Source organism: Brucella anthropi, from assembly GCF_046630315.1.
GTDB classification, from domain to species: Bacteria; Pseudomonadota; Alphaproteobacteria; order Rhizobiales; family Rhizobiaceae; genus Brucella; species Brucella anthropi_A.
This window is the reverse complement of sequence record NZ_LQBD01000001.1, coordinates 274,813-288,338: the sequence shown is the minus strand read 5'-3', so window position 1 is coordinate 288,338 and position 13,526 is coordinate 274,813. Positions and strand designations below refer to the sequence as shown.

The following is a 13,526-nucleotide window of genomic DNA, read 5'->3' as shown; positions in this document are numbered from 1 at the left end:
ACGGAGGAGCTATGAACAGGTCGGTCGAGAATGAAAAAACGCGGACGGTCGCCATGGACGACGTCCTTGCGGAAATCCGCGCCAGGCGCGACGAGTTCGAGAAGCTCACCTATGTCCCGCGTGACATGGTGGACCGGCTGAAGGCGGTCGGTGCCTATCGCGCCTTCGTCCCGAAGGCGCTGGGCGGAGACGAGTTGGGGCCGGCAGAATTCTGCGCGTTGATCGAGACGCTGTCCGCCGCCGATGCCTCGACGGGTTGGGTCGCCAGTTTCGGCGTTTCCGCCGTCTATCTCGGCGCGTTGCCCCGCGCCACCTACGAGACCATCTTCGGCACGGACCCGGACACAGTCTTCGCCGGCTCCATCTTTCCGCCGCAGGTCGCCAATCAGGTCGAGGGCGGCTTCGAGGTGCAGGGCCGCTGGCCCTATTGCTCGGGCTGCATGGGCGCGCAACTCATCGGCGCGGGCATCCGCGTGGAGGGCGGCTCGACGTCGAGCCTGCCGCGCATGGCCGTCATGCCGCGCGAGAAGATCTCGATCAAGCACACGTGGGACGTGATCGGTCTGACCGGCACCGGCAGCCATGACATCGTGGCCGACTGCGTCGTGGTGCCGGAGGAATGGACTTTCATCCGCGGCGGCGAAGCCCAGCGCGACGAAGCGATCTTCCGCTATCCGTCCATGGCACTGGCCTCGCAGGTTCTGGCCGTGGTGGCGCTCGGCACGGCGCGCGAGGCGCTGGACTGGCTGCACCGCGAGGCGCGCGAGAAGCCAGCCATCACCGGCGCGCCACCCATCGGCGCGCGCCCGCACATCCAGGCCGATCTCGGCAGGGCGGAGGCGCGGCTGCGTAGCGCGCGTTGCTTCTTCTACGACGCCATCCACGAGGCATGGGAGCAGGTAAAGGCCGGCGATCCGGTCGAGCGCGAAGCGCACATCCGCCTGCGGCTCAGCTCCACCGAGGCGGCCCATGCCGGCGCGGAAGTGGCGCGCATGGCCTTCGTCATGACCGGAACGGAAGCGTTGCGGCGCGGCCATCCGGTGTCCCGTTGCATGCTCGACGCTGCGGCCGTGGCACAGCACGCCTTCCTCGGGATCGGCACATGGACCCTTGCCGGGGCCGCGTCGCTGGGCCAGCCTGTCGCCCCCGGATACCCATAAATCATTGTTTCAACGCATTATCCGCGCCAAACCCGCTCCGCAGTTTCGGCTCGGAAATGTTCCAGGGAGAAAATGAAATGAGTGAACAAAAACCCATCCGCGTTCTGTTCTGCATCGCCGTGCTACAGAATTTCTTCGATCTGCCCTTCTCGCAGATCGGCCCGGTCTGGAAAGCCTTCGGCACCATGATGAAGGGCATTTCCGACCTGCCCGGTGTCACCATCCTCGGCATGTTGGACGACGACGAAACAATGGTCGGCACCTCGCCCACCGGCTTCCCGTGGACGGCTTATATCATGGCCGACGTGCCCGACCGCGAAACCGTGCGTCAAGCCTGCAACCTGTTCCGCACCATCCCCGTCGGCGACACCGACGACAGGCTGTGGAAATATTGCCGCGTCGAGGCGCGCATGGGGCGGGCTCTCGAAGTCCCGGCCAATCTATGAACACGGTCATAGTCACCGGCGCCGGCGCGGGCTTCGGCGCTGTAGTCGCCAAGACCTTCCACACCGCTGGCTACAATGTCGTGATCTCCGACGTGGACGACGATGCGGCGGGGCGGCTTGCGGCGGAACTCGACCCGGCGGGCGAGCGGGTGCTGGCGGCGAGGCTCGATATACGCGCCGAAGCGGATTACCGGCGCGTGCTCGACGAGGCGGTGGCGCGCTGGGGTTCGGTCGAGGCGCTGGTCAACAACGCAGCCGTCACCAAGGCGCGTCCGCTGCTCGACATCGAACCGGCGGAATTCAACGAAGTGATGGCCACCAATGCCGGCGGCGTCTTCACCGGCTGCCTTGTCCTTGGGCGCTATTTCAAGGAGCGCGGCTACGGACGCATCGTCAACATGGTCTCGCTCGCCGGACAGAATGGCGGCACGGCGACCGGTGCGCATTACGCTGCCTCGAAAGGCGCCATTATCACGCTCACCAAGGTCTTTGCGCGTGATCTGGCTCCGTTCGGCGTGACGGTCAACGCCGTCGCCCCCGGCCCGATGGACACGCCGCTGGTGCATGCGCTGGTGCCACCGGAAAAGATGCCCGGCATGCTGACCAATATTCCGGTCGGCCAGCTCATCGATCCCGCCTATGTGGCCTCGGTGGTGCTGCTGCTCGCCGCACCCGAGGCAGCCACGGCCACCGGCGCGTGCTGGGACGTGAACGGCGGCCTTTTCATGCGTTAACACGAAACCGGACCGCCATGCGGCGGTTCGCGATCCCCCAGAGAGGAACCGGAAGGCGAGCTTATGGAAGTCAATGCAGAAACATTCCGGCAAGGCATGAGCCGTCTCGGCGCGGCGGTCAATCTCATCACCTCCGACGGGCCCGAAGGCCGCCACGGCATGACGGCTTCCGCCGTGTGCTCGATCACCGACATGCCGCCGACACTGCTCGTCTGTGTGAACCAGAAGAACCGTTCGCACGACGTGTTCAACGGCAACGGCAATCTGTGCGTCAACGTGCTGGCTGGCCGTCATGTCGACCTGTCGAACAGCTTCGCCGGGCGCGGCGGGGCGGAGCGCTTTCAGGCGGGCAACTGGACCAAGCTCGTCACCGGCGCGCCGGTGCTGCAGGACGCGGTGGTCGCCTTCGATTGCCGCATCATCGAGCGGCGCGCCATCGGCAGTCATTCGGTTTTCTATGCGCGCGTGGTCGATATGCTGGCGTCCAGCGAACAGACCGAAACGCTGATCTGGTTCGACCGGCGCTATCATCCGCTCAAGGCCGAAAGCTGAGCCTTACGCGCCGGACAGGTTGCGCATCATCGCTTTCAGCGTGGCGATGCAGATATCGATATCCTTCTTCGGAATATCGGCCACCATGCGCCGGTGATTGCGCACCATGGCCGGCCACAGCCGTTTCAGAAGCGCCTCGCCCTTCCCGGTCAGCATGATGTCACGCCGGCGCAGGTCGCTTTCCGAGATATGGCGTTCGACCAGCCCGGCCGAAACCATGCTGTCGATGGTCCGGCTGGCATTGGACTGCTCGGCCATCGCATAGGCAGCGATCTCGTTGACCGTGAGGCGCTTGAAGATGTAGAGCGCCGAAAGCGCGCGCAGGATCGTGGCATTGATACCGTGCTCGCTCAACTCCCTGTTCTGATCGAGATTCCAGCGATTGGTCAGCCAGTTCAACAGATAGGGAATATAGGCGTGCAGATCGTCCGGCTCGCACAGCAGGGCGACGCCGGCGGCTTCTTCCTCACCCGCCTGCTCGGGACCCGCCTGATCAGGATTTGCCATCGGTCTGCCTCTGCACATGGGTGGCAAGACCGCGCAGCCGCGCCAGCAGGCTTTCCAGATCGCCGAGCGGCAGCCCGGCGAAGCACTCGCCCAGCGTCGCCGCGTGCAACGCATTGGCCTTGTCGAAGGTCTCGCGGCCGAGCGGCGTGAAGCGCACGATGAAGGAGCGCCGGTCCGCCGCCGACATGGTCTTGGTGATCAGCCGGTCGGCCAGAAGGCGGCGCACCAGACCGGAGACATTGCCGCTTGTCACCTTGAGGTTCCGTGAAATCTCGCCCAGCGTCACACCGTCGGGATAGCGGTCCACCTGCGCCAGAAACTCGAATTTCGCGATGGAAAGCCCGGCCTCGGCCAGAAGCACATTGTTCAGCTTCGTGAAGATCACGTTTTCAAGGGTCAGAATCTGAAGCCAGATGCGCGTTTCGGCCTTGCGGCGTCCGTCTTCCGTTTCCGTCTTGCCGTCAGCCATGCTTCGATGCTCCCCATTCCGTCAGCGTGTTTTTCCTTCCATATAAGCAAGCAGCGCCTCACGCAAATCCCGCGGGATGGGGATGGGCCTGTGCCTGTCCAGATCGGTGGTCACGACAGTCATCCGGCCGCGCAACGCCTCCCGCCCGTCCTGAAAGGCGTGCAGCACGAGCACGAAGGACGAGGTGCCGATACGCTCCACCTTTATGGCGACGGAAAGCGTCTTGCCCATCGTACTGGGCACGAAGAAGTCCGCATGCGCGCTGACATAGCCGACGCCGATGCGCCGGTCTCGAATGAAGGCGTAATAATCGAGACCGAGCGCGCCCTCATACCAGCGCTCCACCGCCACGTTGAAGATGTGGAAGAATTGCGGTGTGTAGACGATGCCCGCCGGGTCGCAGTCGCCAAACTGAATCCGTATATCCGTGGACCACAGCTCCGCATCCATCTGCTCGCGAGCAAGCGGCACCGGCCGTTCGGATGTGTTGTTCTGGACAAGCTCGTTCATGCTACAGACTTGAAATCCCCGTTGAAATCCATCCCCGCACGATAAAGCACATCCCCATACACATGCAACAACATAATTTTATATATGAACTAATTTGCCGAGATCCTGTCCAACGGGCCGCGATGCGGCCTGCCCTTTGAAGGGTGATGTCAATGAAGCGAAAGCGTTTTGCCGGAGAAGACCGAACGGCGCGGTTCAGGCGGCGGAGCCGGCGATATCTTCCGCCGTGCGGCGGTAATGCACCTGAAGCAGGCGCACCGCCGTGTCGGCCTGGCGCGCGAGGGCGGCTTCCATGATCTGGCTGTGCTCTGCGGAGAGGTCGCGCCCCGGCGCGGTCGGGCCTTCGCCGCGGAAGATCGGCAGGCGGTAGCGTTGCGTTTCGGCATAGAGCTGCTCGAACAGCGCCAGCAGGCGCGGCGAGCCGCAGGCGGTCAGGAGCGCGCGGTGGAACTCATGATGGCGCGTCTCGAACTGCATCAGCGCCTCGTCGTCGGCCGCGTGCTCCGCTGCCCGGATGCGGCGCGACTGCAGGTCGAGCTTGTGGAAGGCGGCCACCAGCTCCGTCTCCCAGTCGTCGCCGCCCTTTTCGACCGACAGGCGCAGCGCCTCGCTTTCGATGAGGATGCGCACGCCCATCACGTCGTGCATCTCGGCCGGGGAAACCGGCGCGACGGTGAAGCCGCGCGGCGGATCGTTGACCACCAGCCGCTCGGCATGAAGCCGGTTCAGCGCCTCGCGCAGAGGCGAGAAGCTGAGGCCGTATTGCGTCTTGAGGAATTCCAGCCGCAACGGCTGACCGGGAATAAGCCGCCCATGCAAGATGTCGTTACGCAGATTGAAATAGGCGGATTCCGCTCGTGTCATTGCAGCACCGGAACTTGTTCTCATTTTCAGACGGGCGACAGGCTGGGCCGTTCCGTCTTGCCTTCCGTATAGTCTTTCCATGTCGGCCGATCGATCTGGAAATAGTCTCCCGACCGCAGATAACCGCCGCTGCCGTGCATGCGGGCGACCAGCCCCAGCCGCGGCGTGTCGATATAGCAGCGCTCCGCATCCAGCACAAACTCATCACGGATATGAACCATCGCCACCTGCCCGATCACGATGGTCTGTAGCGGGCCCGTCACCACCGAACTCAACATCCGGCATTCCATCGAGACCGGCGCGGAGGCGATACGCGGCGGGGCCACCGTCTCGGATGGCGTGACGGCAAGCCCGGCCAGCGCGATCTCGTCAATCTCGGCGGGTGCGTCGATGCAGGTCATGTTCATCGCCTCGACATGCTCCTCGTCCACCAGATTGATGACGAATTCGCCCGTGGCGAGAATGTTGGCCGCCGTGTCCTTGAGGCCACCTTCCTGCGGCATCAGTCCGATGGCGACCGTCGGCGGCGTGTTGCCCATCATGTTGAAGAAGCTGAACGGCGCGGCATTGCGCACGCCGTCGGCGGAGATGCTGGTGATCCACGCGATGGGGCGCGGCACGATGGACGACGCCATGATCTTGTAGCGTTCCTGTCCGGAAAGCCTGTTCATATCGAAGCGCATGGCGTCACTCTTTCCCGGCGCGCGACAGCGTATTGACCGTGCTCTTGGGCCGGTCGTCCACGGTGAGCTGGAACACGTCCGGCCGTCCGTAATGGCCGCTCACGTCGAAATCGAACTTGCCGCGCTCGACCTCGTCGGGATCGATCTCGGCGTAGAGGATCGTCTCGCCGCTGAAATCCGGCCCGGCCAGCACCTTGCCCAGCGGGTTGATGATGGCGCTGCCGCCGCGCATCATGACCGTGTCCGGCTCGTCGCCAAGCGCCGATTCATGATCGGCCGGATAGGCGCCGCGTGTGATGTGCTGACACGCGGTGAGCACGAAGCAGCGGCCTTCCAGCGCGATATGCTGCATGGAAGGCACCCATGTGTCGCGGTCGTCCGCCGTCGGCGCACAATAGATGCTGATGCCCTGTGCATACATATGCATGCGCAGCATGGGCATATAGTTCTCCCAGCAGATCACCGCGCCCACGCGCCCCAGCGGCGTGTCGAAGACTGGCATGGTCGAGCCATCGCCGAAGCCCCAGATCAGGCGCTCCGCCGCCGTCGGCATCAGCTTGCGGTGCTTGCCGATGAGGCCCCGCGCGCCATCGAAGAACAGCGCCGTGCAATAGAGGGTGCCGCCGTCGCGCTCGATGCAGCCGATGACAACAAAGGTCTCGGTTGCCGCCGTCGCCTCGCAGACGATCTCCACTTCCTCGCCGTCGAGGTCGATGGCCGCCTTGTGATAGTTCAGATAGGCGTCGCGCCCTTCCGGCCTGCGCATGCCAATGGGGCAGCCGAAGGACGCCCCCTTCGGATAGCCGCCGAGAAAGGCTTCCGGGAAGACAATCAGCCGCGCACCCTCGCCCGCCGCCTTGCGGATGGCGTCGGCGGCCTTGCGCGCCGAGGCGACGGAATCGTCGGGGACGGAGGCGATCTGCGCGACGGCGGCTTTCCAAGGCTTGCTCATGGGCTGTTTCCTTCTCGATAGCGCATTTCCGGCAAAAGTGGGTAGCGGTCTTGCTTTCGGAAATACATAAAAACAAAGGGTCAGAGCGCTTTCACGTTTCGGGGAAAAACGGATGCGCTCCAGTGGCTGTAGGCTTCCACGACGGCGCGCACCAGTTTTCCATCCGGTTCGCGCAGCGTCAGCGGCAGGTCGAAATGATTGTGTTCGGGCATGTCGATCACGGTGGCAGCATGACCCGCCTGCCGCCATGCACCAGCATAGGCGGCGGTCTGGCGGCGAAACTCGGCCGTTTCCAGCCCGCCCACCGAGGCGACCAAATGGACGGAGCTTTCCGGCGGGATCAGGAATTGCGGGCTATTGCGCGCCACCATGGCCGTATCAAACTGCATCCACGCATTGACATGCGTGTGCGGCAACGGCGTCAGGTCGTGCAGGCCCGACAGGTCCAGGCCCACGGCGACGATGTCGCGCGGAACGCCGAATGCCTCGTGCCAACCGTCGGCCAGAAGCATGGCGGTAAGATGGCCGCCTGCCGAGGTACCGCCGGCCACGAAGGGGCCGTTGCCGAGCTTCAGGACACCACGATGCGCGTGGAGATAGGATAGTGCCGCGCGCACCTGCCGGACTATCTCGTCCAGCGTCACGGCGGGGGCAAGCGTATAATCGAGCACGGCAACGGAAAAGCCGCGCGCGTGCAGGCCCGGCACGGCGAAGGCGTTGTCAGCCGCATTGCCACCGCGCCAGTAGCCGCCGTGAATCCACACGAAAAGCGGCGCGCCTTCGTCAGCCGGATAGAAATCCAACGTCTCGCCGCTCAGCCGGTCGTAGACGATGCCCGTCCGGTTCGGGATTTGCGCCGTCACCTGTCGGCTGACCTCGACCAGCCGCGCATATTCGTCGTGGAAGGAGGCGACGCTGGCGCGTGCGTTGTATTCGATGTCGAGCGCCGCCGCGTCGTACCCCTGATAGGTGAAACCATCCATGGTCATATCCCCAGATAGCGGTGAGAGAGGTCGTGTTCGGCGGCGAGTTCCGCCGGGCTTCCCGTCCACACCACGCGGCCCTTGTCCACGATGTTGTGGCGGTCGACGAGGCTCGCCATTTCGCCCAGATTCTTGTCGATGACGAGGATGGTCTGGCCAATGGTCTTCAATTCGTGCAGGCAGCGCCAGATTTCGGCGCGGATAATGGGTGCAAGCCCTTCCGTCGCCTCGTCGAGGATGAGCAGCTTCGGATTGGTCAGCAGCGCGCGGCCGATGGCGAGCATCTGCTGCTCCCCGCCCGAAAGCGTGCGCGCGGCCTGGCGCTTGCGCTCCTCCAGCCGCGGGAAGAGCGCCACCACCCGCTGTAGCGTCCACGCGCCGGGCCGGGCCGTGGCGATCAGGTTTTCCTCCACGGTGAGCGAGGGGAACACCCGTCGGCCCTCCGGCACCAGCCCGATGCCGAGCCGCGCGATGGCGTTGGGCGGCATGCGGTTGACGACCGTGTCGCCGAAGCGCACCGTCCCGCCGGTCGGTTTGACCATGCCCATGATCGCCTTGACGGTGGTGGTCTTGCCCATACCGTTCCGGCCGATCAGCGAGACGATCTCGCCCGCCTTCGCCTCCAGCGACATGCCGAACAGCACGCGGGCCTGTCCGTAGCCGGCTTCCAGCCGGTCGAGCGTCAGCATCAGGTTTCCTCCCCCAGATAGGCAGCGCGAACTTCCGGATGCGCGCGGATTTCCGCCGCCGTGCCGGTGAAGATGACCTTGCCGTAGACCAGGACGCTGATCCGGTCGGCCAGCGCGAAGACGGCGTCCATATCGTGCTCGATGAGCAGGATCGGATAATCGCGCTTGAGGCTTTGCAGGAGCGCGGTCAGCGAGGCGGATTCTTCCGGCCCCATACCGGCCATCGGCTCATCGAGCAGGATGAGGCGCGGACTGCGCGCCAGTGCCACCGCGATCTCAAGCTGCCGCCGCTGGCCATGAGCGAGGCTGGAGACGATGCGCGCCTCGTGCTCGCCGAGGCCGACCCGGTCGAGCCATGTCCGGGCGATTTCGCGGTTCCGCGCGTTGCGGCGCGGATTGCGGAAGATGTCCGCCGAGCCGCCGTTCTTCGCCTCCAGCGACAGGAGCACATTTTCCATCGCCGTGAAATCGGGGCAGAGTTGGGTGAGCTGGAAGGAGCGGCCCATGCCCATTCGCGCCCTCTGATAGGCCGGCAGGCGGGTGATGTCCTGTCCGTCGAACAGGACGCGCCCGCTGTCCGGCGCGATCTCGCCGCAAATCTGCGCGATCAGCGTGGACTTGCCGGCGCCGTTGGGACCGATCAGCGCGTGGAGTTCGCCCTGCTTCACGTCGAGGCTGACGCCATTGGTGGCGACCAGCGCGCCGAATTTCTTGTGCAGGTTTTCCAGGACCAGAACGGAAGCGTTGGTGTCAAACATGGCGGTTCCCCAGTACCCGGCCGAGCATGCCCTGCTGGCCGAAAAGCGCGATCAGGGTGAGGATCGGTCCCATCACGATCATCCAGTGCTCGGTCCAGCCGGACAGGATCTGTTCGAGGATGATGAAAACGGCGGCGCCGGCGATCGGGCCGATCAGCGTGCCGAGGCCGCCCAGCACCACGATAGCCATGAACTCTCCGGACTTCGACCAGGCCGCCATGTCGGGCGTGACGAAGAGCGCATAATTGGCCCAGAGGATGCCGGCCAGCCCCGCGCCGAAGGCGGAGATGACGAAGGCCGTCAGACGAAAATTCAACGGGCGCACACCGAGATTGACCGCGCGCCGCTCGCTCTGGCGCAGCGCCTGGAAGATGAGGCCGAAGCGCGAATTGACGATCATCGTGCAGAACGCCGTCCATAGAACGAGGAGGACGAGGCACAGATAATAGAACACAGTGCCGTTGCCGATGTCGATCAGCGGCAATGTGTTGCGCGCGTCGATCAGGAGGCCGTCGTCGCCGCCATAGGTCTGTAGCGAAACGAGGATGAAGAATACCATCTGCGCAAAGGCGAGCGTGATCATGATGAACTGCACGCCGGCCGTCTTGAGCGCCAGCCAGCCGACAACGACGGCGAGCACCACGCAGGCGGCGAGCGCCAGCGGCCAGACGACGAGCGCGGCGTTGGACCCGTCCCAGCCGAACAGCGGCTCGCCCATATTTGTGTGATAGGCGACGATGCCGACCATATAGCCGCCCAGCCCGAAGAACATGGCGTGGCCGAAGCTGACCAGCGCGCCATAGCCGATGATGAGGTCGAGGCTGACGGCGGCAATGGCGTAGATGACGATCCGTGTCGCCAGCCCTTCCAGTGCGCCATTGCCCGTCGCGCCAGCCAGCAGCGGCACGAGCGCGAAGGCGACGAGGCCGATGAGAATGATTGCGGTCCTCGCCATGCTCACGTCCTTGCCGGCAGCAGGCCGAGCGGCCGGAACAGCAGCACCACCGCCATCAGCACGTAGATGCTGGCCGAGACGAGGCCGGCGCTCAGCGTATCGGCGGCGGCGGGGGGCAGCAGCAGCAGCATGATCTGCGGAAGATAGGCGCGGCCCATGCTGTCCACCATGCCAACCAGAAGCGCGCCGACCAGCGCGCCCTTGACCGAGCCCACGCCACCGATGACGATGACGACGAAGGTGGTAATGAGAACGCGCTCGCCCATGCCGATCTCGATTGCGAGCAGGGGAGCGGCCATGACGCCGGCCAGCCCGCACAGCGCGCCGCCGAGCGCGAAGAGGATCGTGTAGAGCCGGCGCACATTGACGCCCAGCGCGTCGACCATTTCACGGTCGTCGGCGCCGGCGCGGATCAGCATGCCGATGCGCGTCCGGTTGACCAGAAGCCACAGGCCCACCGCCACCAGCGCACCGACGGCGATGAAGGCGAGCCGCATGACCGAATAATCCAGGCCCGGAAACACCGTCACCGCGCCCTGCAGGGCGGGCGGAATGTCCACGAAGGGCGGCTGGCGGCCGAAAATCATGCTCACCGCCTCGTTGGTGAAGAGGATAAGGCCCAGCGTCGCCAGCACCTGATAGAGATGGTCGCGCCTGTAGAGCCACTGGATCACCGAAAGCTCCACCGCCATGGCATAGAGGCCCGCGCCCAAAATGGCGGCAACCATGCCGAGCAGAAAGCTGCCGGTGCCGAGGATGGTGAAGGCGGCGCAATAGGCGCCCACCATGTAGAACGCACCGTGGGTCAGGTTGATCACGCCCATGATGCCGAAGATCAAGGTCAGGCCCGACGCCAGCATGAAGAGCATCGCACCATATTGCAGGCCGTTCAGTACCTGTTCGATGAATAGCAGCATCCGCCTTCCTCATCATCCATGTTTCAGGCCCACGGTCCCAAACCGAAACCGGCGGCGGCTTCGAATCCGGGATCGTGGATGGAAGAGCGTGCCGTCGCGCGGTCGCTCCCGCCCGCTTCATTTCCAGTCCTGTTACTTCCCAATCATCATTTCATCGCGCATTTCGATGCATAGGCATCGGCATAGTCGGACGCGACCTTCTTGACGATCTTCTGGACGATCTTGCCGTCCGATCCCTTCTCGAACTTCGTCAGGTAGTAGTCCTGAATGGGATGGTGGTTATGGCCCATCTTGAAGTTACCGCGGATCGCCGTGAAGTCGGCCTTGCGCAGCGCGCTGCGGAAATCGTCTTCCCTGGAAAGATCACCACCGACAGCCTTGAGGCCTGCCCCGATCAGATGCGCCGTGTCGTAGGCCTGCGCCGCATAGATGGTCGGGTCTCGCCCGTAATCCTTGCGGAATGCCTCGACGAAGGCCTTGGAGGCCGGGTTGTCGGTTTCCGTGGTCCACAGCGCGGAGGCATAGAGGCCCTCCGCGGCATTGCCGGTGGCCGAGATCATGCGCGCATCCATGGAGAAGCTCGGAATGATCATCGGGACCGATCCCGCCAGACCGGAATTGGCATATTGCTTGGCGAAATTGATGCCCGCCCCGCCCGGATGGAACTGGTAGATGGCGTCCGGCGCCAGCGACTTGATGCGCGCCAGCTCCACGGAGAAATCCGTCTGGTCGAGCTTGGTGTAGATCTCGCCGACGATCTCGCCCTTGTAGGTGCGCTTGAACCCTTCCAGCGCGTCGCGACCGGCCTGATAGTTTGGCGCGAGGATGACCATCTTCTTGAAGCCCAGCTCGTTGGCGCCGAGGCCCGCCGCTTCATGGAAGGAGTCGTTCTGGTAGGAGGCGACGAAATAATTCGGATTGCACTTCTCGCCGGCGAAGGTCGAAGGCCCCGGATTGTTGCTGACATAGAAGGCCTTGGCGTTGAGGACGCTCGGCAGCGCCGCCGCCAGCACATTGGAGAAATTGATGCCCGTATAGAGTTTGATGCCTTCGCCCAGCATCTTGTCGGCGATCTGCTTGCCGTTGGCGGGCTTCAGCGCATCATCCTCGACCTTCAGCGTCACAGGCACGCCGCCGAGCTTGCCGCCGTCTTCCTTGATCGCCAGATTGAAGGCGTCGCGGATATCCTCGCCGATATAGCCGGCCGGCGTCGACAATGTGGTGATGAGGCCGATCGTGACGGGCTTGGCGTCCTCAGCCATGGCGGGCATGGCGGCCAGCATGGCGCCGGCAGCCAGAGCACCCATCAGGCTGCGTCGCGTCAGTTTCCCCGTCAGATTGAATGTCATGTTCATCGTCACGGCAAGCTTCCCCTTTTTGATTGTGCCGGACGAAAGCCGGCTGTTTTTCCGTCTATTTCAACGACGCCTCAGATGGCCACCACCGGGTGCCGGATCGTTCCGATCCCCTGCACCGTCGCCTCGACCACATCGCCCGGCCACAGCCATTCCTGCGGGGTGCGTCCGGCGCCCACACCTGCGGGCGTTCCGGTGGCGATGATGTCACCCGGCTCCAGCGTGATGCCGGAACTGATGTCCGCAATCAGCGTCGGAACATTGAATAGCATGAAGCGCGTGTTCGAACGCTGTTTTTCGACGCCGTTCACCGTCAGCCACAGATCGAGGCCATGCGGGTCGCCGATTTCGTCGGCGGTGACGATGCACGGGCCGAACGGCGCATAGGTGTCCTGTCCCTTGGAGAATATCCACTGCCCGGCGCGGCGGTTGTCACGCGCGCTGACGTCGATCATCACGCTGTAGCCGAAGACGTGGCCGAGCGCATCTTCTGCGGTCACGCGTTTTGCCGTCGTGCCGATGACGACGGCAAGCTCGACCTCCCAGTCGAGCTGCTGCGTCATGCGGCCATTGTGCTCGATGGCGTCGCCGGGGCCGACCACGGTGGTCGGCGGCTTGGAGAAAATGACCGGCTGCGTCGGCAGATCCTTCGACGTGTCGAGCGACTTGGCCGATTCCTCCACATGCTCCACATAGTTGAGGCCCACGCCGAAGATGTTCTTGCGCGGACGCGGGATCGGCGCAAGCAGCTTCACATTGGTGAGCGGATAGGCCGTGCCCGCCGCGAAGCGGCCGTCGCAATCGCCCAGCATCTCGCGCAGCCGCTCCAGCCCGACGCGGCCCAGATCGATCAGCCCCAGCATCGTGTCGGGCATATCCACACCGACGGATTGTCCCAGCCACTCCACATCCACGACGAGATCTTCATGAACGACGCCGAGCCGAGCCGCGGCTTCGACACCGCTTCGGTAGGTTACAAGACGCATGTTTTA

Annotated in this window: 17 protein-coding genes; 4 read left to right on the top strand and 13 right to left on the bottom strand. The window is 64.2% G+C overall.

What is annotated here, in order from left to right; translation table 11 throughout:
• The first annotated feature begins 11 nt into the window (after positions 1 to 11).
• From AVM02_RS01280 to AVM02_RS01265, 4 genes are all read left to right on the top strand, one after another.
• Positions 12 to 1,160: an acyl-CoA dehydrogenase family protein gene (locus AVM02_RS01280; RefSeq protein ID WP_411505206.1), complete on the top strand. Its 1,149-nt coding sequence runs from the start codon at positions 12 to 14 to the stop codon at positions 1,158 to 1,160.
• 77 nt (positions 1,161 to 1,237) lie between these two features.
• Positions 1,238 to 1,606 carry a hypothetical protein gene (locus AVM02_RS01275; protein WP_411505205.1) on the top strand — a complete coding sequence of 123 codons (369 nt, stop codon included), beginning with the start codon at positions 1,238 to 1,240 and terminating at the stop codon, positions 1,604 to 1,606.
• Positions 1,603 to 2,340 (top strand): SDR family NAD(P)-dependent oxidoreductase, encoded by a 738-nt coding sequence (locus AVM02_RS01270; protein ID WP_411505204.1) that lies wholly within the window; start codon positions 1,603 to 1,605, stop codon positions 2,338 to 2,340. Before AVM02_RS01275 ends, AVM02_RS01270 begins: the two co-directional genes overlap by 4 nt.
• 63 nt (positions 2,341 to 2,403) lie before the next feature.
• Positions 2,404 to 2,892 carry a flavin reductase gene (locus AVM02_RS01265; protein WP_411505203.1) on the top strand — a complete coding sequence of 163 codons (489 nt, stop codon included), beginning with the start codon at positions 2,404 to 2,406 and terminating at the stop codon, positions 2,890 to 2,892.
• 3 nt (positions 2,893 to 2,895) lie between these two features.
• Here AVM02_RS01265 and AVM02_RS01260 read toward each other — a convergent pair whose 3' ends face one another.
• The 13 genes from AVM02_RS01260 to AVM02_RS01200 form a co-directional block, all read right to left on the bottom strand.
• Positions 2,896 to 3,399, bottom strand: a complete 504-nt coding sequence (locus AVM02_RS01260; RefSeq protein ID WP_411505202.1) for a MarR family winged helix-turn-helix transcriptional regulator — start codon at positions 3,397 to 3,399, stop codon at positions 2,896 to 2,898.
• The gene (locus AVM02_RS01255; protein ID WP_411505201.1) at positions 3,386 to 3,868 is read right to left on the bottom strand and encodes a MarR family winged helix-turn-helix transcriptional regulator; all 483 of its coding nucleotides are present in this window, start codon (positions 3,866 to 3,868) and stop codon (positions 3,386 to 3,388) included. Before AVM02_RS01255 ends, AVM02_RS01260 begins: the two co-directional genes overlap by 14 nt.
• A 21-nt stretch (positions 3,869 to 3,889) precedes the next feature.
• Positions 3,890 to 4,378, bottom strand: a complete 489-nt coding sequence (locus AVM02_RS01250) for an acyl-CoA thioesterase (RefSeq protein ID WP_411505200.1) — start codon at positions 4,376 to 4,378, stop codon at positions 3,890 to 3,892.
• Between the two features lie 195 nt (positions 4,379 to 4,573).
• Entirely contained in the window at positions 4,574 to 5,266 is a 693-nt protein-coding gene (locus tag AVM02_RS01245; RefSeq protein ID WP_411505199.1) for a GntR family transcriptional regulator, read from the bottom strand.
• A gap of 2 nt (positions 5,267 to 5,268) precedes the next feature.
• The gene (locus AVM02_RS01240; protein ID WP_411505198.1) at positions 5,269 to 5,925 is read right to left on the bottom strand and encodes a flavin reductase family protein; all 657 of its coding nucleotides are present in this window, start codon (positions 5,923 to 5,925) and stop codon (positions 5,269 to 5,271) included.
• Positions 5,926 to 5,929: 4 nt separating this feature from the next.
• Entirely contained in the window at positions 5,930 to 6,877 is a 948-nt protein-coding gene (locus tag AVM02_RS01235; protein WP_411505197.1) for a carbon-nitrogen hydrolase family protein, read from the bottom strand.
• Between the two features lie 80 nt (positions 6,878 to 6,957).
• Entirely contained in the window at positions 6,958 to 7,860 is a 903-nt protein-coding gene (locus AVM02_RS01230) for an alpha/beta hydrolase (protein WP_411505196.1), read from the bottom strand.
• Between the two features lie 2 nt (positions 7,861 to 7,862).
• Positions 7,863 to 8,549, bottom strand: a complete 687-nt coding sequence (locus AVM02_RS01225) for an ABC transporter ATP-binding protein (RefSeq protein ID WP_411505195.1) — start codon at positions 8,547 to 8,549, stop codon at positions 7,863 to 7,865.
• Positions 8,549 to 9,307, bottom strand: a complete 759-nt coding sequence (locus AVM02_RS01220; protein WP_411505194.1) for an ABC transporter ATP-binding protein — start codon at positions 9,305 to 9,307, stop codon at positions 8,549 to 8,551. The genes AVM02_RS01225 and AVM02_RS01220 overlap by 1 nt, the downstream gene beginning before the upstream one ends.
• Positions 9,300 to 10,262, bottom strand: a complete 963-nt coding sequence (locus tag AVM02_RS01215) for a branched-chain amino acid ABC transporter permease (protein ID WP_411505193.1) — start codon at positions 10,260 to 10,262, stop codon at positions 9,300 to 9,302. The genes AVM02_RS01220 and AVM02_RS01215 overlap by 8 nt, the downstream gene beginning before the upstream one ends.
• 2 nt (positions 10,263 to 10,264) lie before the next feature.
• Positions 10,265 to 11,179, bottom strand: coding sequence for a branched-chain amino acid ABC transporter permease (locus tag AVM02_RS01210; RefSeq protein ID WP_411505192.1), 915 nt, complete (start codon positions 11,177 to 11,179; stop codon positions 10,265 to 10,267).
• A gap of 146 nt (positions 11,180 to 11,325) precedes the next feature.
• Positions 11,326 to 12,534: an ABC transporter substrate-binding protein gene (locus AVM02_RS01205; RefSeq protein ID WP_411505298.1), complete on the bottom strand. Its 1,209-nt coding sequence runs from the start codon at positions 12,532 to 12,534 to the stop codon at positions 11,326 to 11,328.
• 74 nt (positions 12,535 to 12,608) lie between these two features.
• Positions 12,609 to 13,520: a fumarylacetoacetate hydrolase family protein gene (locus tag AVM02_RS01200; RefSeq protein ID WP_411505191.1), complete on the bottom strand. Its 912-nt coding sequence runs from the start codon at positions 13,518 to 13,520 to the stop codon at positions 12,609 to 12,611.
• Between the last annotated feature and the right edge of the window lie 6 nt (positions 13,521 to 13,526).